Below are 19,460 nucleotides of genomic sequence, written 5' to 3' on the forward strand. Positions count from 1 at the left end.
CTGCACTATTTCTTGAATCTCTCGCTTGTTAAAAGGGAGGTGCTTGTTCGGTCTAACTGAATTAATTCTTTCTTTTTCTAATGCCATACACGTTGTTTTAGTGTATAGTTATTTTAGGACCGGACAAAGCAATGGTGAATCAATAGGCGATCTATGCCCAGATCAAACGGCAATAAATATCGAAGCAATAGCCAATCAATAGGCAATTAATAGTCTCTCCGATCCGTGGTTTTTTAGATCCACTTATCTATTTTAGGAAAACAATAAGCCGCAATAACGAGTAAATTAAAAAGAAAAGAATCCACTGCTATAAATCTCTCCATTCTACCACTTTTGGACGTGATCCAAAAAAACTTTTTTTCTGAGGTACTTTCTGATTGGCTAGCCGTATATAGAATATATGACTACCAAGTATCGAATTATTGAATTGCTCCACAAAGAGCGAACAGGTGCGCTTAATGCACAGGAACAACAGGAGCTCACGAATTGGTTGTCGACCTCAAAAAATGCTACCTTATATCAGCAACTCAAAGACAGCGCGTCGGAAAAAGAAGCTCTGGATAGATTGCAAGCTTACGATACGGAAACCGAACTCGCACAGATTTTAGGCAGGCTTGCGCCTCAACAGCAAAACAAAAAAACAAACCGCAACTGGTTTAAAGTTGCGGCTTTGAGTGCAGCATGCCTCGCTGCGGCTTTTTTGCTTATTTTCCCCTTTTTCAAAAAGACAGAAGAAGTCAAAAATATCATTATCGCTGGTACAGATAAAGCCATATTGACATTAGAAGACGGTACCATCGTGCCTTTATCCAATTTTAAAACAACGGTGAATGATTCTTCTGGTACAATGCGCGTGTATGCGGACTCCGAAGGACGTCCGGTGTATGAATATACAGGCACAGATAACAATAGCTCAGGTTGGCATACGATTACGACGCCTAAAGGCGGACAATACACCGTAAAATTACCTGATGGCTCGACCATATGGCTGAATGCAGCATCCAAATTGAGTTATCCGCTCAACTTTTTGGCCGATAGAAAAGTAAAATTAGAAGGTGAAGGCTATTTTGATGTGCAGAAAATGTCTGTCAACCAAGCTACATTAGCTCCTTTTACGGTAGAATTATCGGGACATCAGGTACATGTTCTTGGCACACAATTCAACATCAACGCGTACAAAGAAAATGCGCAAACACAAACGACTTTAATCGAAGGAAGCGTGCAGATTAGCGCACAAGGGAGTACAAGTATGTTGCGTCCCGGACAGCAAGCCATTGTATCTTCTTCAGGACCCGGTGTTATTAGGATACAAGAAGTAGATACGCGCTCTTTTGCCGATTGGAAAGAAGGTTATTTTTACTTCGATGAAATCTCTATCCAAGATATCATGAAAAAGATTGCGAAATGGTATGATATCGAGGTTGCCTATGCAGGTACTATTCCAACGGAAAAATTTGGCGGAGAAATCTCCCGTTTCGAAAATCTGCAGGAACTATTAGATCTCTTGGAAATGACCGAAAAAGTACATTTTAAAGTGGAAGGAAGGAGGGTGACTGTCATGCCATAAACACTATGTGCTAATAAATATGTTACCCTAGAGAATATAACAGGACATTGTTGCAGCAATGCCCTGTCAAATATAGGGTCAACAGCTATCTAATCGTGAAAATCGTAGTTTTCTAACCCTAATCAAATATATGAAATTATCAAAAGCCAAAGGTATCCTTATGCGCTTAAATTTAATCGTTGCCCTACTGCTCACCTGCGCGATCGGCACCTATGCAACAAACACCTTCGCTCAGCGCGTTACCTTAAGCAAAAAGGACGCCAAGCTGAAAGATGTATTCTCGGATATTCGCAAACAAACATCGTATAGTTTTATCTATACGCAAGAATTGCTCGAGAAATCCAACCCCATCAATATTGAGGTACTCAATATGCCCTTGGCCGAGGTATTAGATTTATGTCTAAAAAATCAGCCGCTCACCTACAAGCTTTCTGGGAAAAGCATTATTTTGAAAGAAAAAGCACTTCCTATAGCTACTAAAGCAAATGCTAGTGCAAATCAGCAAGAAACATTTCCGCTACGCGGTACCGTTTATATCCGCACCGACGATGGTACGGCTACCGTAGCTGGTGCCAGTGTACGCAGCAACGCACAAGCGGTCGGCACAGGCGCAGATGGCGTTTTTAACCTTTCGGTAAAGCGTGGCGACAACATCGTCATTTCTATGATGGGCTATATCACTAAAACGGTGGTTGTTGGTACAGCTCGCACCATCGACGTCATACTTGAACCAGCGATCAACGAAGTGGAAGATGTAGTCATAACTGGTTACATGACACAGGAAAAACGATCTATTACAGGCGCGATGTCTTCCATCAAATCAGACGTACTGGAAAATGTACCGGTACAAAGTATTGACCGCGCCATGCAAGGACAATTATCTGGTGTAAATGTGATGGCGGCCAATGGTGTACCAGGCGGTCCTGTAAACATCAATATCCGTGGTATGGGATCGATTACCGCTGGAAATGAGCCGTTGATCATTGTTGATGGTGTACAACTAAATATGTCGACTAGTTCTGGACAAACAGCTAGCAATCCATTGGCATTCTTGAATAATAATGATGTGGAGAGCATCGAAGTATTGAAAGATGGGGCTGCGGCATCTATTTATGGTGCACAAGCTGCCAACGGTGTGGTCTTGATTACGACAAAACGTGGTAAAGCGGGTAAGACAAAAATTGGCCTCAATTACTACAACGGTATCACAACACCGATGCCAGAGGTGGCTATGATGTCTACAGAGCAATATTTTACGTCACGATTCGAAGCCAGAAACAACAGATATCCTACGCGTACGCTAGAGCGTAACCGTGCAGATATGCTTACCGCAGTTGGCCTACCAGCAGATTTGACCGATGAAGATATTGCCGCGCTAGGAACTTACAACTGGCAGGAAGCAGCTTTCCGTACGGGAAGAACAAACAATGCAGATATTTCGGCTAGCGGTGGTAATGAGAAAACACAATTTTTCGTATCCGCTTCGTACAACAAAACAGATGGTAACGTAGTCGCGATTGATTTTGAACGCGCTACGGCGAAAATCAACTTAAGACACGAAATTTCGAAGCGCCTTTCTTTTGATTTGAACACGAACTTAAGTAGTATCGTACAGAACGGTACTTCTGGAAGTAACGGTTCTACAGGTGCATATGCCGCACCGCAATATGCTGCACCTACCATGTTGCCTTTCATTCCGATCTATAATCCGGATGGTTCTATGAATGCGCCGATTGAAGGCTTCCCAGGATCGGCCAATAGAAATCCTATTCAGGAAAGTTTATTGGGCACCTTGCAAAGTCGTACCAAATCTTTGGTGAGCAATGTGAGCGCGACGTACAAGATTTTGGATAACCTATCTTTCAAATCTTTTTACGGATTAGATTTTCGGTTAATTGATGATGAGCGTTATGTAGATCCGCGCACCAGAAGTGGATTTGCAGCACAAGGTTCATTGACTGTCGGTGCTCGTCAAAACCGCAACTTCATCACCAATCAGACCTTACAATACAATACCAGCTGGAACGATCAGCATAATCTCTCTGCCTTATTGGGTTTTGAATACCGCAACGACAATCGCGAGATGAATTCTATTTCGGCGAGCGGGTTTACCACACATCAATTCCGCACATTACAATCTGCGGCGGTGATCGGTAGCGCTTCTGGAAGCTGGACAGGATTCAAGCGTGCTGGCGTATTTACGCAAGTAAACTATGATTTCAACAAGAAATATTTGTTGAGCGGTGTGTTACGTTATGACGGTTCATCCCGTTTTGGGGCAAACAATTACTTTGGATGGTTTCCAGCCATTTCAGCAGGTTGGAATATCTCGGAAGAATCCTTTATGGATGACCAACCTTGGATCAACCAATTGAAAATACGTGCCGGTTATGGCGAGACAGGTAACGATGCCATCGGCAACTTCGATGCTAGAGCATTGTATGGCAGCTCTAGCTCTTCAAATTATAATCAGGAGCCCGGACTTCGCCCATCTGGATTGGCCAATACAGAACTTAAATGGGAGAGAAATTTAACATCTAACATCGGTTTAGATTACGGTTTCTTCAATAATCGTATTTCAGGTTCTGTTGAGGTATTTAGACGCGTTAGTAGCGATTTACTATTAGATAGACCTTTACCTTACTTGAGTGGTTTTTCCAATGTAACCAGTAATATTGGCCGGGTAAAAAACGAAGGTGTTGAATTTGATATTCGCACTACGAATGTAAAAGCGGGTCATTTTACTTGGACAACCAACTTCAACATCACCTTTTTACGTAATCGCGTCCTACAACTATTGGGCGACGACCAAGTGCTGCCGGGCGATCAATCGGTACGCGTAGGTTATTCTTTGCGCACCAATGTGATGTTGGAATATGCTGGTGTGAACTCTGCTACTGGCCGTCCGATGTGGTATGATGCCAATGGCGAAGTAACGTATACGCCAAGCAGTCCGAACGATCTGAAAATTTTCGGTAACCAGATGAGTGATTTCTTCGGCGGATTCACCAATACATTCAGCTACAAAGGATTCTCTGCAAGTGCATTCTTTCACTACGACTACGGTCGTGAACTAAGCAATGCGGGTATGCACAGCCGTTGGTTCTTGAATGGTGGAGACAATCGCAATACCTTGGAACGTATTTTCTTGAATCGTTGGACGACGCCTGGTCAAGTAACCACCGTACCGCGTCCATTCGATGCGAATACCGAGGTCGGCAGTATTTCACATGCAACTACCAGCAGTCGATTTCTGGAAGACGCTTCGTTTATTCGTTTAAAGAATGTGACGTTATCCTATCAATTGCCGACAGGCATCGCAAAACGTCTTGGTATGACAAACTTGAAAGTTTATGCACAGGGAGAAAACCTAGCGACGTTTACCAAATGGACGGGTTACGATCCAGAACTGATGATTGGTTTTGGTGAGTTTTCATCGACACAAGGTACTATCCCACAAACAAAAGTGTACACGTTTGGAGTACAGGTTGGATTTTAATAATACAGGAAACGACAATGAAAAGAATAGTATATATCACCGCCATAGCTTGGTCTACCCTACTATTTAGCGGATGTGAAAAAATGTTGGAAGTGAACCCTCGGCAATCTATTGACGCCGCAGATGCATTAACCAGTCAAGAATCCATAACGGCAGCTACCAACGCCGTGTATGCTCGATTGCGAGAAGTAAGTTTATATGGCCGCGATCTGATTGCCATACCCGATGTATTGGCAGACAATACCATAAACACCTTAGCAGGAAATCGCTTGGTGCGGGAGTGGAACAATCAAATTGGATCACACCTGAGCAATTGGCAACAATCTTACTACGGCATCAACCAAATCAACTTAATTTTAGCAGCGTTAGATGAATTCGATACCGATCAGGCTTACAAAGACGGTATTCGTGGTCAGAATTTGTTTCTCCGCGCTTTGTATTACCACAATCTTATGCGTGCGTACGCCTACGATCCTACAGCCATAGTTGCTGCACAAAATCGTGGTGGTGTTCCGATTATGCAACGTGGTGCTATCGCCGTCGAAGAGATCGAATTTAGTTCTCGTGCTAGCATTGAAGAAACTTACGCATATATCTATCGCGATCTTCAAGAAGCTTATGAATTGATTCCGGCATCTAACAACAGCAGAGGCCCATTCTTCGCAACCAAAGGTGCAGTAGCAGCGTTGTTTTCACGTGTCGCTTTGTACAATGGAGATTACGAGCGCGTGCTAACAGAGTCAGAAAAAGCAATGAACAGTGGCGTAGCAACTTTCCCAAACGCGACACAACTCGAAGCGTCTTGGCGCAGCGAGCGTCATCCAGAGTCATTCTTCGAAATTCCATTTGCTACGCCAGATAATATTGGCAGCAACGAATCTTTACGTGCTACCTACATGACCAGAACGACGGTAGGTTCTACCGCGACAGCATCACACGGTAATGTGGTAATTAGCGAAGACTTACTGGCGCAATTTAGTGCAACTGATGCGCGTCGCGCGTTTATACAAAGTGGATTGGGTAATAACCGTGCTTATTTTGAAATCAACAAATTCGCCAGTAAAAACGGAGTACCTAATCTAGACAATGTTCCAGTGATCCGCTATGCAGAAGTCGTGCTTAACCGCGCAGAAGCGCTAGCAGCGCTCAATCAAACAGCCTTGGCCAATACAGAGTTAAACAAAATTCGGACACGTGCCAACCTAACTGCGGTAAGCCTACAGGGAGAAGCATTGAAAGCAGAAATATTACAACAGCGCCGATTGGAATTTGCCTTTGAAGGACATCGATTTTTCGATTTGAAAAGATTGGGATTACCGATTGTCAAGGAATCAGAAACGATCGCTTTCGAAGACCTACGCATACTGAGCAGAATTCCGGTTCGCGAGGTAGAAATCAACAGTAATCTGGAACAAAATTTCGGATATTAAACTAGTTAAGCATATGAAAAATAGTATAATCATCGCGATGTGCCTTCTTTTGACTTCTTGTTTCAAAGACTATGAAGATAAGCTCATCTTTAAGGACTTTATGGTCGAATTTCAAGATGCCGTAGTCGTAAGTAACGCCGTCGGTAAGACCTACCCTATTATCACCGTTCGACCAGGCGAGCACAAGCTACAAGTGAATCTGTTGGGAGGCTTGTCTGAAAGCGCACAAACCATCCGTGCCACCGTTGTAGCGAGTGAAACCACGGCATTACAGGGCCAACATTATGAACTGAGCCAAGATGGACAAATTCAATTTCCAGCTAATACGGCAATTAGTTCATTGAATTATGTGGTACCTTCGCTAGCGCCACAAACGGATGTTGTTTTGGTCGTAGAGCTCCAAGCAAACGATCAGGTAAAAACGAGTGGAAACTACAAAACCGTAGGTATTCGTATTCGTAATTAAATAACTCCCTTAATCAAAGGTTTGATGAAGTCTAATGACTTCATCAAACCTTTTTGCTTTAGAAAGACATGATGCAATATTTACTTTTAATAATGGCATTAGCCAGCTCTGTAAGCTATGCAAAGACTTCCTCATCAGCAGTAAGTTTAACGCTAGCACAAGACAGCATCCAAGAGCTACCACATATTTTCTTTAATGCCAACGATACGGTTATTCGCTGGGTAAAAGACGGCGCTTTGCAGCAGATATCCAGCGCAGCATCGGCAGATTTTGGAAAAGATGTCGCACAACTCGTGGCCACATTCGATTTGCCATTGTTAGCAGCTTTACAAGAAAATGAGGCTTACAGCAACTTACCAGATCGCTCATACGAATATTCGGATGTGCCAAATTGGTTGGCCATTAGCGATATTCATGGCCAATACCCCCTATTTGTTGCATTATTAGAGCAACATCAGGTAATCGATTCTGAAGGAAATTGGATCTTTGGATCAGGCCATTTGGTGATCAATGGCGACATCTTCGATCGTGGCACTGGTGTTACAGAAGCGCTGTGGCATACCTACAAACTGCAACAGCAAGCGCTATCTGCTGGTGGAAAAGTGCATTATTTAATAGGCAATCACGAGCTGATGGTTTTGGATAATGATTTGCGCTATGTGCATGATCAATACAAACTCACTGCTGAAATCCTAGACAAACCTTACGAAGAACAATTTGGAAGACAATCGTTTTTCGGGCAATGGATCAGACAGCAGCCCATTACGATCAAGATCAACGATACTTGGTTCGTACATGCAGGCATTTCTCCAGAGATCATTCGGGAAAACCTATCTCCTACAAAAATCAACCGCTTATTCCGAGACAGCATCTTTACGCAATCGCGGGCAGATTATCGTGCAAACCCAACGCTGAACTTGCTGGCCACTTCGAATGGACCTGTCTGGTATAGAGGCTACTTCAAAGATGAAGCGATAAACCAAGCTGATATAACGCGAATACTTCAATTCTGGAATGCCGATCGCATGGTGATAGGTCACACTTCACAAAAACAGATTACACCATTGTTTGACAGCAAAGTAATCGTGATCGATTCTAGTATCAAAAACGGCAAGACAGGCGAAGTGTTGCTATATAACGAAGGTCAGCTATATCGAGGTTTGCTCGATGGTAATCGACTAGCATTGTAATGGCAATCTATGAAAACTTAATGGAAGTATCGAAAGGAACTGTTGGAAGAATTGTTACAATAGATCCTTTCGAATTTTTTCAATCGCCGTTTTCATATTGGAATTAAAATGCTCTTTCTCCAAGCGAATTGCAGGTGCCTGTCTTACCTCGCAATCTGCAATACTACACGATTCGCAAGTAACACCCACATTAATCGTCTTTAAACTTGGGGATTTAATGAATCGAATCTTTTTAATGGTCTGCGCATTAAGCAAAATACCCAAACAGTAACTCCTATTACTGCCGTCTGAAAATGGGTTTTTTTGAGAGGTAGAAATCACCAGATAGCTTATGCCTAAATCTTTGTAATGAGATATCTGTGCGTCGGTCAAGGTTTCGTTTTCTTTGAGATGCGCTAGATTCTTCACAGCAATCCAACGTCCACAATAATGCTCGTTCGTGGCATTGGCATGTGGCGCTTGCTGATGATTAAGATGTAGTTCTTTTAATAGCTGAATTTTGTCCGAATTTTTCTTCTTCACCAAACACAGATAAAACAGATCTTTGATACCCAATTCCGAAGATAATACATTGGTCGATCGATAATAAAAAGTCTCTGGAGAATGTGTGAAACTATCAATAAGTCCTTCGAAGCTCTTAGGGCGCCAGCTATTTTGTGAAAAGAAATTTGCGATGCTGTCGCGAATAGCACTCTTCGAAATAAGCAATGCTCCCGCAAAATAAGAAGCATAGAAATTATTTAAAATCTCTTCAAAATTCCCAAAGTGCAACCAAGAATAGGTAGTAGGCCGATGCTTTAATTCCAGCACATTAAACCCAATCTCCTTGGCAAGAATAAAAGTCTTCTTATCGCTATCCAATTTGTTATTGAGCAATAATAATTTTTTTTCAGGAAGAAACATTGATCTTAGATTATCCAAAACGCCATAAGGTTCGAAATCGATTGATTCAATCGCATAATTAAATCGCTCTATTAGAACCTTTTCTAAAATATCCATTTGTATATTTTTACCACTCACGAACTGATTTTCATCCGCGAAGCGCAACACTTCCGCTTCAATATCCGGAAAATTATTATCGTACAACTCTTGAAAAGAGCGCAAAACCGCAAAGTAGAAACGTTCTTTTCCGAGGTTGTAATTTTGCGCAATTTCTATCAGTGCATTGATGAAAGCAGTCACTTTTTTGGGAGCATCACTAATGATACTGATGAGATCATTTTTGCTGATCCCGAAAAGTTCTAAGGGGATTTCTTTAAAAAAATCAGACTGCAAAATCTCATTAAATGGAGCCAGACTTTTGTCCAATTTTGTGGACACAAGGTCATCAAATGTACAATTTAGTGAATTGGATAGTAGAATTATCTTTTCATGCTTTGGGTATTTCTTACCATTTTCTATTTCGTTCAAGTACGATTTCGACAACCCTGTTTTTACAGCTAGATCTTGCAAAGACCAGTTTTTTTTCTGGCGCTGTTGTTTCAATTTAAGTCCGAAAATAGTCTTGATATACTCACTCTCTGATGTCATCTATCAAATGTAAATAATTACAAGGATTTATCCGCAAAGAAATTTTTTTTATAAAAACAGCGAACGTTCGCTCAATAATTTAAATATTTGTTTATTTTTGTGTTGTTAAACCATAAAATCAGTACGTTATGCGAAGTAATCATGAATTTAGAGTAAAACCCATGAAAGAGTTTAACGATGTATTCACTCCGGAGTTAATAAACTTTCTAAGTGAATTACATCAATTTTTCAATCAACAAAGACTACAATTATTAGAAGCACGCAAACTAAAGCAACAAGATTTTGATGCCGGCTATCTACCTACTTTTCTGAGGGAAACCGAGAAGATTCGGCAAGATGATTGGGTATGCACACCACTTCCTCCCGATATATTAGATCGCAGAGTAGAAATCACAGGACCTGTGGATCGAAAGATGATCATCAATGCGTTGAATTCTGGCGCTTCCACTTTTATGGCCGACTTCGAAGACAGTAACGCTCCAACTTGGAGCAATTGCATCGAAGGTCAAATCAACCTTTCTGACGCTATCAACCGTAAGATTGACTTTACGAATGAAAAAGGAAAATCGTACCAACTTAACGAAAAAACAGCTGTATTAATTGTAAGACCTCGCGGACTGCATCTTGCCGAGAAGCACATTGAGATAAACGGCGAAGCGGCCTCCGCATCATTGATTGATTTCGGAATCTATTTTTTCAGAAATATCAAGCAACTTTTAAAAAACGGAAGCGCCACTTATTTCTACCTTCCCAAATTGGAGCACTATAAAGAAGCTCGCTGGTGGAATGAGGTATTTGTCTTCGCGCAAAACTATCTAAATATTCCGCAAGGCACGATCAAAGCAACCGTACTGATTGAAACAATTACGGCCTCATTCCAAATCGACGAAATACTTTACGAATTACGAGAACATAGTGCCGGATTGAATTGCGGTCGTTGGGATTATATTTTCTCATATATCAAAAAGTTTCGAAATCTCCCAGAATTCATCGTTCCTGATCGCGATCAAGTAACCATGACCTCTCCTTTCATGAGTGCATACTCCAAGCGAGTAATAGAGATATGTCATAAAAGAAACGTGCACGCGATTGGCGGAATGGCTGCTCAAATCCCTATCAAAGGTGATGAAGAAGCAAATAAACAAGCTTATGAGAAAGTAAGCAACGATAAAAAGCGTGAAGTGCAAAATGGGCACGATGGCACTTGGGTAGCGCATCCAGCACTGGTCGCAGTCGCCAAAGACATCTTTGACGAGCACATGCCTGCTGCTAATCAGATCGACAAAAAGTTTGATTATCAGATTAAAGAAAGAGATCTATTAGAGATTCCCAAAGGAGATATCACCGAACAGGGTGTACGAAAAAACATCAATATCGGCATTCTTTACATCGAAAGTTGGCTCATGGGCGTAGGTGCAGCTGCCATCTACCATCTTATGGAAGATGCCGCTACCGCTGAAATTTCTAGAACACAGATCTGGCAATGGCTCAGAAACAAAGCAAAGCTTGCGGATAATCGTACGCTAACTCAAGAACTCGTATTAGCATGGGAAGCTGAAGAATTAACCAAGATTGAGCAGTACGTTGGCGCCGACCGATTCAAAAATGGACAATTCGCACGGGCAACAGAACTACTCAACGAACTCATTTTCGACGAAAATTTTGAAGAATTTCTTACGCTAAAAGCTTACCCATTCATTACAAGCAATTAGCACTATACATCATCGTAGTTGTAAAGAGAAAAAACCACTAACAAATAATAAAACTTAAAAAATAGCATCATGAAAACTAAACAAGAGCAAATTCAGGCAATCGAAAATGACTGGAACAACAATCCACGTTGGAATGGTATTACAAGAACCTATACGCCAGAAGATGTATTAAGACTGCGAGGATCTTATACGCAGCAGTTCACCATCGCATCTGAAATGGCGAAAACTTTCTGGACCAAATTGAACAATCAAGATTTCGTAGCCGGATTGGGCGCACTAACCGGAAATCAAGCGGTACAAGAAGTAGATGCAGGATTAGAAGCGATCTATTTATCAGGCTGGCAAGTGGCCGCAGATGCCAATCTATCTGGCGAAATGTATCCCGATCAATCCCTTTATCCAGCCAATTCTGTACCATCGGTTGTCAAAAAAATCAACAATGCACTATTGCGAGCAGATCAAATTCAGTCGGTGAATGGTGGTGGAGATAAAGAATATCTCGTACCGATCATTGCAGATGCAGAAGCTGGATTTGGAGGCAACTTAAACGCCTACGAACTCATGAAGCAAATGATTGAGGCGGGCGCTGCAGCCGTACATTTTGAAGATCAATTATCTTCTGCCAAAAAATGTGGCCACTTAGGTGGTAAGGTATTGGTTCCCACACAAGAAGCCATCAACAAGTTGATCGCTGCTCGTTTGGCTTCCGATGTCTTGGGCGTACCGACGTTGATTATCGCTAGAACGGATGCTGACGCAGCTGATTTGCTTACTTCGGACGTGGACGAACGAGACAAAAAATTCGTTACGGGCGAGCGTACGTCAGAAGGATTTTATTATGTAAACAATGGCGTAGCGCAAGGCATTGACAGAGGATTGTCTTACGCACCATATGCCGATCTCATCTGGATGGAAACTTCTAATCCCGATCTGGAGCAGGCTAGACAATTTGCGGAAGGTATTCACGCTAAGTTTCCGGGCAAAATGTTAGCCTACAACTGTTCTCCTTCTTTCAATTGGGCAGCAAGACTTTCTGTCGATGAAATGAAAAATTTCAGGCAAGAATTAGCCAAACTAGGCTACAAATTCCAATTTATTACATTAGCGGGCTTCCATGCTTTGAACACTGCCATGTTTGAGTTGGCTTCTGCCTATAAAGAAAGAGGTATGGCAGGCTATTCCGAACTGCAAGAACGGGAGTTTGCGCTACAGAAAAAAGGTTTCAGAGCCGTTAAACATCAATCATTCGTTGGAACAGGCTATTTCGACGAGATACAAAATGTAGTGACCAATGGCGCGGCGACTACTGTAGCGATGAAAGATTCGACGGAGACTGCGCAATTTCACTAAGTCAGTATTTCATCCAAAAATGGTTAGTACACTTCACAAAAATTAAGACATCAGATATAGCAGACACGCCGTGTACACATTAATAGCATCAAGGCCCGATCAACTTTTAGCGTTGACCGGGCCTTGATGTATTTCGCATTACCGAATGTAACTTATTTATGCTTCATGATGATCTCTTACCGCAGAATTATTCGCCTTTCCCTTCTTCGGAATCATCGTTCCAAAAATACGATCCCAGAAATACGAACTGACACCAAAGCCTTTATCAGGATCTGAATAGTGGTGTAGCATGTGATGATCTTTGATTTTCTTCAGAAAGCCAGATTTAAAGTTCGCATGATGTATCGCATAATGGCATTCGTCGTAGATCAAGTAGCCAAAAAGAAATCCAGCAAAAAATCCCGCTAAATAATATGTAGAAAAGAAGAGGCTAAATAGTAAATAAATAATAGCTGCCATTGGTATACTTGCCGATAATGGCATCACCAATCGCATTCGATCTCGCGGATAATCGTGATGTACACCATGAAAGATAAAGTGAATGCGCTTACCTAATTTGCCTGGAGGTTCGTAGTGAAATACCCAACGGTGCAATACGTATTCCGCTAAGGTCCAGAATGCTAATCCATATCCAAAATACAATGCTGTAGCTCCACCTCCTATTTCGCCTTGAGCATATGCTCGCCACAAGAAGAAAATAATGACTGGAATCCAGAATATTAAAGGCACCGCATAATGCACCTTGGTAAGTGAGTTCAGAAAATTGTTCTCAAACATGCGAACTGACTCACCCGAGTTCGAAACATAATGTTTTTTGGCCATACGAAAGATGAAAAGTAACTACCTTGAAAATATACCGTGTGGAGCAAATGTACACACCTTACCACAATAATCGTGACAAAACACTCTACTTTTGACCAAAAAGTTACAATGGTCAGGTGAATAGTAAATGTTGCAACAAACAGCAGCACATCATTTTTTATAGATAAAATACCCTGCTTCAGAAGGATGATCTAGAATTAACGTGTCCGCCTTTAATTTCCGCATCGTATGCACTACCATCACATCTCCAATGGCCGATACAGTAAAAAAAGTGCCAAATAAGAGAAAAAACCAATTACCACTAAACCAAGCATAAATCACAGGTGCGAATCCTAAAACGACTAAGGGAGTAAGTGCACCAATAATATAGTGGCGAAGCCGCAATGGTTCCTCACAATGGCAATAAGGCACAAAATGTGGACGAAGAATACCAAAGCGAATAGACGACCAACCTCTTTCTGCAAAAAAAGACCATGGCAAACCATGCAATAGCTCGTGCAGCACAATTCCTAGCACTACAACCAATAGGGCAACAATAGGATAAAGCCAAGAAGCCATCACATCCAAATAACCATTAATAAAAAAAGCTGCGGAAAGCGATTTTTTCCAAAGTAAAAAGTATGGTAAAAAATAACCTAGTAGCACTGGGATCATCAAAGAGCAACCCAGCCGACTGGCTGCTTGTATATCAATTATGTGTTCTTCTTTGTGATGTGGTAACACGCTGAATGATTTTGACATAGAGCCGCATCGTAAAGATCGCAGCAAAAATTCTGCACCAAGATACGTAATTATGCGCTACTGAACAGCAGATCAGTAGCCTTCCGCTAATGAATTGTCATTAATTCTGTCGATAATTTTAACAACTTCTCACGTACACCGCGTATAAAATAGATATCTTTGCATCTGGAAAAGCAGAGAAGAAACTATGAATAAAGTAAAAGTTGGCGTCGTCCAGATGTCGTGCGTACGCGACAAGCAAGAGAACTTAGATAAAGCAATCACTAAAGTACGCGAAGCAGCAGCCAAAGGCGCGCAAATCGTATGCCTTCAGGAACTATTTACGTCCTTGTATTTCTGTGACGTCGAAGATTACGATAATTTCGACCTGGCAGAAGCTATTCCTGGGCCATCTACCGACGCATTATCTGCTGTAGCTGCGGAATTGGGCGTTGTAATTATTGCTTCGCTTTTCGAGAAGCGCACGCAAGGTTTATATCATAATACGACAGCCGTATTAGACGCAGATGGATCTTACTTGGGCAAATATCGCAAAATGCATATTCCTGACGATCCGGCATTTTACGAAAAATTCTATTTCACACCGGGAGATCTGGGTTATAAAATCTTTCCAACCAAATTTGGTAAGATTGGAATTCTGATTTGTTGGGATCAGTGGTATCCAGAAGCATCACGCATCACAGCATTGATGGGAGCAGAAATGCTGTTCTACCCAACTGCTATTGGCTGGGCAACGGATCAAGATGAAGAAACCAACAAAGACCAGTACAACGCTTGGCAGACTATTCAACGTTCGCATGCCGTGGCGAATGGCGTACCAGTGATCTCCGTGAATCGCGTGGGTTATGAGCAAGATGGTGCGATGAAGTTTTGGGGAGGTAGCTTTGTAACCAATGCACAAGGTCGCTTACTTTATTTGGCATCTCACGATCAGGAAGAGGTAGAAGTAGTAGAAGTGAACCTTCAGGAAACAGACTACTTCCGTAAACATTGGCCATTTCTACGTGATCGCCGTATCGACTCATACGGTCAAATCACAAAGCGCTTCATCGACGAGGACTAAGAAGTTTTAATACGTTTTTTTACCGGAAAGTGCAACGTACTTTCTAGCAATAGATATCAACATGGTAGAGCAAGGTGCTGACCTGAACTGGCAACAGGATTTTTTAACGACACCGAAAGATTTAGGATTTACATTCCCAGCAGAATGGGAAGCTCAAGATGCCCTATGGCTAAGCTGGCCGCACAAGGAAGCTTCTTGGCCAGGCAAGATTGATAAGATTTATGCGCCATACTGCGCGTTCATCAAAGCAGTATCTGCGCATCAAAAAGTGCGTATCAATGTCGAAAACGAAGAAATGCATGAATTCGCCTTGCAGCATTTAGAAGCTGCTGGTGTGGCAACAGAAGAAATTGAGTTCTTTTACCATGCTACCAACGATGCTTGGTGTCGTGATCATGGTCCGGCATTCGTCATCAATCGCGAAACGGGTGAAAAAGCCGTTGTGGATTGGGGATATAATGCTTGGGGTGGAAAATATCCTCCTTACGATTTAGACGATGTGATCCCGACAAGAATTGCCAATCGTTTTGGTCATCGTTTATTTACGCCATCTATTGTAATGGAAGGCGGTTCTGTGGAATTTAATGGCGCCGGCACGGTGTTGACAACTACTGCTTGTCTGTTGAACGAAAACCGTAATCCGCACCTGACTAAAGAGCAAATCGAACGTTATTTGCTGGAGTTTTATGGCCAAAAACAAGTATTGTGGCTGGGCGATGGGATTGTAGGAGATGATACCGACGGACATATAGACGATATCACACGTTTTGTAAACGAGGATACGGTGCTTACCGTAGTGGAGCAAAATCCGAGCGATGAAAACTACGCTATTCTACAAGAAAATCTGAAAACGCTAAAAGAGATGCGCTTGCCAGATGGCAGACCGTTAAATATTGTGGAATTACCGATGCCGAAACCAGTGATTTACGACGATCAACGACTTCCAGCATCGTATGCTAACTTCTATATTGGCAATAAAGTCGTGGTAGTACCTACTTTCCAAGATGAGAATGATGCTAAGGCGTTAGAAATTATTAGCCGTTACTTTCCAGATCGCGAAGTAGTGGGCATTGATTCGGTGGATTTGATCTGGGGATTGGGCAGTTTTCATTGCTTGAGCCAGCAAGAACCCAGTATTTAAGGCTAATACGTATAAAGTTAAAGGCTCACAAACTGTAGTTTGTGAGCCTTTAACTTTGGAAGCACTATGCTGACCGTTTAATTACTCCTAAAAAACAACAGACCTTGATTGCTCAAAGTCTGTTGTTTATATTTTCTACTTGAAGTACCCGAGAGCAGATTCGAACTGCCACGCCGTTGCCAGCACCAGCCCCTCAAGCTGGCGCGTCTACCAATTTCGCCACCCGGGTTTGAAGTGTTACAAAAATAGCGGTTTTTCCGATACTTGCAACAGGAATAATTTACAATTTTTCCTTGTTCTTATCGATCAACGTTTGGATAATTCCATCTGCAAGGCCTACCCGTGGAGCGACAATATTTTTCAAACGACCAAACTTCATAACAGTTAGAAAGATCTCTGCTGCTGGAATAATCACATCTGCACGATCGTTTTTCAAGCCCAACACATTGATACGATCTTTTAGCGAATAAGAGCTCAAATACAAGTACATCGCCTTCAATTTCGCGTAAGAAATTGGCTGATCTGGCTTGTCACTGGAAAGTCGTGCCAACTTATTGATATTACCACCTGTACCAATACCGTAGATCACTTTATGCGATTTGGTCAATTCGCGCAACCATAGCTTCATCTCTTCCCAGGTTTCTGATCTATCTTGATTATCGAGAATACGAATCGTGCCGAGATTAAAGGATTTTGAATCAATCAAATGTCCGTTAGCAAATAAAGAGATCTCGGTACTACCACCACCCACGTCGACGAAAAGGTACACTCGATTTTTATCCAGCTTCGCTCCTAGATAACTATTATAGATGATCAGTGCTTCCACTTTTCCATCGATAATATCGATATCTACGCCAACTTCTTTACAGGCTTTGACAACATCTGCACCATTGGCGGCATCGCGCATGGCCGAGGTAGCACAAGCCATATAATCCGTCACTTTGTAAACATCCATCAAATCTCTAAAAGAACGCATTGTCTTCACCATGCTCTCAAACTTCGGCTCGGAAATGTAGTGCTGAATAAATGCATCATCCCCAAGTCGCAGTGGTACGCGCAACAACGTGTTTTTATTGAAGGAGATCTCCTGATCTTTGACAATGATATCGGCAATTAAAAGCCTCACGGCGTTAGATCCAATATCGATGGCAGCGTATCTCATAAAATGAATAGAATAATAGTATACAACCTCTGGCAGAAGTCTGCAATTTGCTTGACGCAATGTTACAGAATCAAGGTTATTTAATTGTTAACAAATCATTAATTAACCTTATTTTCTTTTTGCAGGCGCTAGAATCTCTAATTGCCAACGAATCTGATCCGCAGTTACATAATATGGAGCGCCATGGCGAATACTATCATACACGTGTTGAAACACCTGCTCATAACGTCCTTTTTCAGATGGCACGATCAACTTTTCTAATTCGCCATCACCCTTATTAATCGTTAGCAATCCGTCTACATCTGCTGCTTCCAATCCATAAATTGCATCTTGTGGCTTAATGCCAGCCAGCAGCTGCGCCTCCTGCACATCCGTTCGCGGCTTCACAAAAGAGCCCTGCGTGCCATGCAGCACAAATGCTGCTTGCGGATCGGCCACCAACAAGCTGGTGGTGATAAAAACATTTAATCCATCTACATAGCTGAGGATAATCGTACCATAATCATCGACTTCTGAACCGGCGCGATAAGCGCCCGCAATCTTCGTCATTGATTTAGGTTTTCCAAACAGCGAAATGGCTTGATCCAATAAGTGCGAACCCAAATCGTAAAGTACACCTGCTGCTGGTCGTTTGGTTTCCTTAAAAACCTTTGGTCCTATATCCGTTTTGTAACGATCAAATCGGAGATGTAATTCTATAGGCTGTCCCACAAAATTCTTATCCAACACGTACTTTAGCGATAGAAAGTCCGAATCAAATCGCCTATTATGGTAAGCAAATACTTGTTTACGGTATTTCTCGCCCAAAGCGAATAGCTCATTGGCTTCCTCTAATGTTGGGGCAAAGGGCTTTTCTATCAATACATGTTTGCCATATTCTATGGCACGCTTCGCGAATTCGAAATGCGTATCGTTTGGTGTATTGATAATCACGAGCTCGATCAGCGGATCAAGTAATAGTTCGTCAACACTATCATAACTAATGATACCGGGATAATCTTTATGTGCATTTTTGTGCGTTCGCTCGACCACCGCGTGGAGATCAAACAAATCATTATCACATAAAAAAGGCGCATGGAACACCTTACCGGACATTCCATACGCCAAAAGACCTGTTGTTATTTTGCCTTGCTTATTCAAATAAACTATCAATTAGTGGTGACCACCCGCCTCTTCTTTTCCACCGGCATCCTTATACAAAGTGCTTAGGGCGTCCAATTTTGAAGCAGCGTAATCTCTTAAATCTTTATTCGTATTTCTACTCAAACGCGTGAAGTGATCTTTGATCAAAGCCACTTCATGCTGTACATGATGTGCGTAGTGCTCATCAGAAGCATCACTGTGTGCCGCTGAAGTATGAGCTACAGTCGAATCAGCTACTGCAACGGAATGACTTTCATTCTCTGCGTGGAATTGTTTTCCACCGCGAATCGGAAAATCTACATTATAGCGTGTAGCCAATGTATCTAAATCTACAATCATCTCACTCAAGGTCGCTCTTACTTTCGCTGCCAATGCGCGATTTTCGCCTACAGAACTATTGTTCTCTACATAGGTTGCGTAATCTGTTTCGTAAGGCACTTTTGCTCCAATGGTTTGAAGTGCCAAATAAGCATCACCATCAACCTGTGTCGTGTGGGTATACTTCAATTGCTGTTCTTTCATAGAAGGTTGGCAAGACGTCGTAAATAAGATGCCTGCACATGCCCCAACAGCTAAAATTGTATTTATCTTCATTATGATTCGATTTTGATAACAAAAATAATAAAATATCCCTTATTACTTCA

The 19,460-nt window shown here is 42.0% G+C and carries 15 protein-coding genes and 1 tRNA gene; 9 read left to right on the forward strand and 7 right to left on the reverse strand.

Annotation, left to right across the window (positions count from 1 at the left end):
* Positions 1–400 precede the first annotated feature (400 nt).
* The 5 genes from DC487_RS16675 (at position 401) to DC487_RS16695 (ending at position 8,152) form a co-directional block, all read left to right on the forward strand.
* A complete protein-coding gene (locus tag DC487_RS16675; protein WP_116777117.1) occupies positions 401–1,567 on the forward strand; it encodes a FecR family protein in 1,167 nt (388 codons plus the stop codon).
* A 130-nt stretch (positions 1,568–1,697) separates the two neighbouring features.
* Positions 1,698–5,066: a TonB-dependent receptor gene (locus tag DC487_RS16680; protein WP_116777118.1), complete on the forward strand. Its 3,369-nt coding sequence runs from the start codon at positions 1,698–1,700 to the stop codon at positions 5,064–5,066.
* A 17-nt stretch (positions 5,067–5,083) separates the two neighbouring features.
* On the forward strand, positions 5,084–6,496 hold the full coding sequence (locus DC487_RS16685) for a RagB/SusD family nutrient uptake outer membrane protein (protein WP_116777119.1): 1,413 nt from the start codon (positions 5,084–5,086) through the stop codon (positions 6,494–6,496).
* Between the two features lie 13 nt (positions 6,497–6,509).
* On the forward strand, positions 6,510–6,962 hold the full coding sequence (locus DC487_RS16690; protein ID WP_116777120.1) for a DUF4843 domain-containing protein: 453 nt from the start codon (positions 6,510–6,512) through the stop codon (positions 6,960–6,962).
* 92 nt (positions 6,963–7,054) lie between these two features.
* Positions 7,055–8,152: a metallophosphoesterase gene (locus DC487_RS16695; RefSeq protein WP_165799121.1), complete on the forward strand. Its 1,098-nt coding sequence runs from the start codon at positions 7,055–7,057 to the stop codon at positions 8,150–8,152.
* A gap of 54 nt (positions 8,153–8,206) precedes the next feature.
* Here DC487_RS16695 and DC487_RS16700 read toward each other — a convergent pair whose 3' ends face one another.
* Positions 8,207–9,682, reverse strand: a complete 1,476-nt coding sequence (locus DC487_RS16700; RefSeq protein WP_116777122.1) for a helix-turn-helix domain-containing protein — start codon at positions 9,680–9,682, stop codon at positions 8,207–8,209.
* A 161-nt stretch (positions 9,683–9,843) separates the two neighbouring features.
* On the opposite strand from DC487_RS16700, the gene aceB reads away from it, so the two are divergent.
* Positions 9,844–11,394: a malate synthase A gene (gene aceB, locus DC487_RS16705; protein ID WP_207774458.1), complete on the forward strand. Its 1,551-nt coding sequence runs from the start codon at positions 9,844–9,846 to the stop codon at positions 11,392–11,394.
* A gap of 69 nt (positions 11,395–11,463) precedes the next feature.
* Entirely contained in the window at positions 11,464–12,744 is a 1,281-nt protein-coding gene (gene aceA / locus DC487_RS16710; protein ID WP_116777124.1) for an isocitrate lyase, read from the forward strand.
* A gap of 156 nt (positions 12,745–12,900) precedes the next feature.
* Here the strand turns inward: aceA and DC487_RS16715 are convergent, their stop codons facing one another.
* Both DC487_RS16715 and DC487_RS16720 read right to left on the reverse strand, forming a co-directional pair.
* Positions 12,901–13,566 (reverse strand): sterol desaturase family protein, encoded by a 666-nt coding sequence (locus DC487_RS16715; protein WP_239016414.1) that lies wholly within the window; start codon positions 13,564–13,566, stop codon positions 12,901–12,903.
* 150 nt (positions 13,567–13,716) lie between these two features.
* Positions 13,717–14,307: a DUF3267 domain-containing protein gene (locus DC487_RS16720; protein ID WP_116777125.1), complete on the reverse strand. Its 591-nt coding sequence runs from the start codon at positions 14,305–14,307 to the stop codon at positions 13,717–13,719.
* Positions 14,308–14,494: 187 nt separating this feature from the next.
* On the opposite strand from DC487_RS16720, the gene DC487_RS16725 reads away from it, so the two are divergent.
* Both DC487_RS16725 and DC487_RS16730 read left to right on the forward strand, forming a co-directional pair.
* Positions 14,495–15,370: a carbon-nitrogen hydrolase gene (locus DC487_RS16725; RefSeq protein ID WP_116777126.1), complete on the forward strand. Its 876-nt coding sequence runs from the start codon at positions 14,495–14,497 to the stop codon at positions 15,368–15,370.
* A gap of 61 nt (positions 15,371–15,431) precedes the next feature.
* The gene (locus DC487_RS16730; RefSeq protein ID WP_116777127.1) at positions 15,432–16,511 is read left to right on the forward strand and encodes an agmatine deiminase family protein; all 1,080 of its coding nucleotides are present in this window, start codon (positions 15,432–15,434) and stop codon (positions 16,509–16,511) included.
* A 145-nt stretch (positions 16,512–16,656) separates the two neighbouring features.
* On the opposite strand, the gene DC487_RS16735 is transcribed toward DC487_RS16730, so the two are convergent.
* The 4 genes from DC487_RS16735 to DC487_RS16750 all read right to left on the reverse strand — a co-directional run bounded on the left by DC487_RS16735 (position 16,657) and on the right by DC487_RS16750 (position 19,410).
* Positions 16,657–16,740: transfer RNA gene (locus tag DC487_RS16735), tRNA-Leu, on the reverse strand.
* Between the two features lie 51 nt (positions 16,741–16,791).
* On the reverse strand, positions 16,792–17,673 hold the full coding sequence (locus DC487_RS16740) for a Ppx/GppA phosphatase family protein (protein WP_116777128.1): 882 nt from the start codon (positions 17,671–17,673) through the stop codon (positions 16,792–16,794).
* Between the two features lie 108 nt (positions 17,674–17,781).
* Positions 17,782–18,813, reverse strand: coding sequence for a Gfo/Idh/MocA family oxidoreductase (locus DC487_RS16745; RefSeq protein ID WP_239016415.1), 1,032 nt, complete (start codon positions 18,811–18,813; stop codon positions 17,782–17,784).
* 12 nt (positions 18,814–18,825) lie between these two features.
* A complete protein-coding gene (locus DC487_RS16750; protein WP_133228677.1) occupies positions 18,826–19,410 on the reverse strand; it encodes a hypothetical protein in 585 nt (194 codons plus the stop codon).
* Positions 19,411–19,460 lie beyond the last annotated feature (50 nt).

Origin of the sequence: Sphingobacterium corticibacter (assembly GCF_003076635.1) — a bacterium.
Taxonomy (GTDB): Bacteria; Bacteroidota; Bacteroidia; order Sphingobacteriales; family Sphingobacteriaceae; genus Sphingobacterium; species Sphingobacterium corticibacter.